This is a genomic window from Bacillus cereus group sp. BfR-BA-01441 (genome assembly GCF_022663075.1).
Taxonomy (GTDB): domain Bacteria; phylum Bacillota; class Bacilli; order Bacillales; family Bacillaceae_G; genus Bacillus_A; species Bacillus_A cereus.
In genome coordinates, this window is the sequence record NZ_JAKUEU010000477.1 from 1 (window position 1) to 207 (window position 207).

The following is a 207-nucleotide window of genomic DNA, read 5'->3' on the forward strand; positions in this document are numbered from 1 at the left end:
TGGTGCACTTGTTTCAGTTTCTTTTGCAACAGGTTGTTGTGTAGCTGGTTTTTTAGCTTTAGCCGCTTCTTGAGCCTTAGCCGCTTCACGAGCTTCAGCTGCTTCTTGAGCCTTAGCTGCTTCACGAGCTTCAGCTGCCTCTTGAGCTTTAGCTACTTCACGAGCTTTAGCTGCTTCTTGAGCCTTAGCCGCTGCTTGAGCTTCAGC

1 pseudogene is annotated in these 207 nt (G+C 49.3%); it reads right to left on the reverse strand.

Going from position 1 to position 207, the window contains the following annotated elements:
• Positions 1-207, reverse strand: a pseudogene (locus MR107_RS31280) (enterotoxin); the annotation flags it as partial.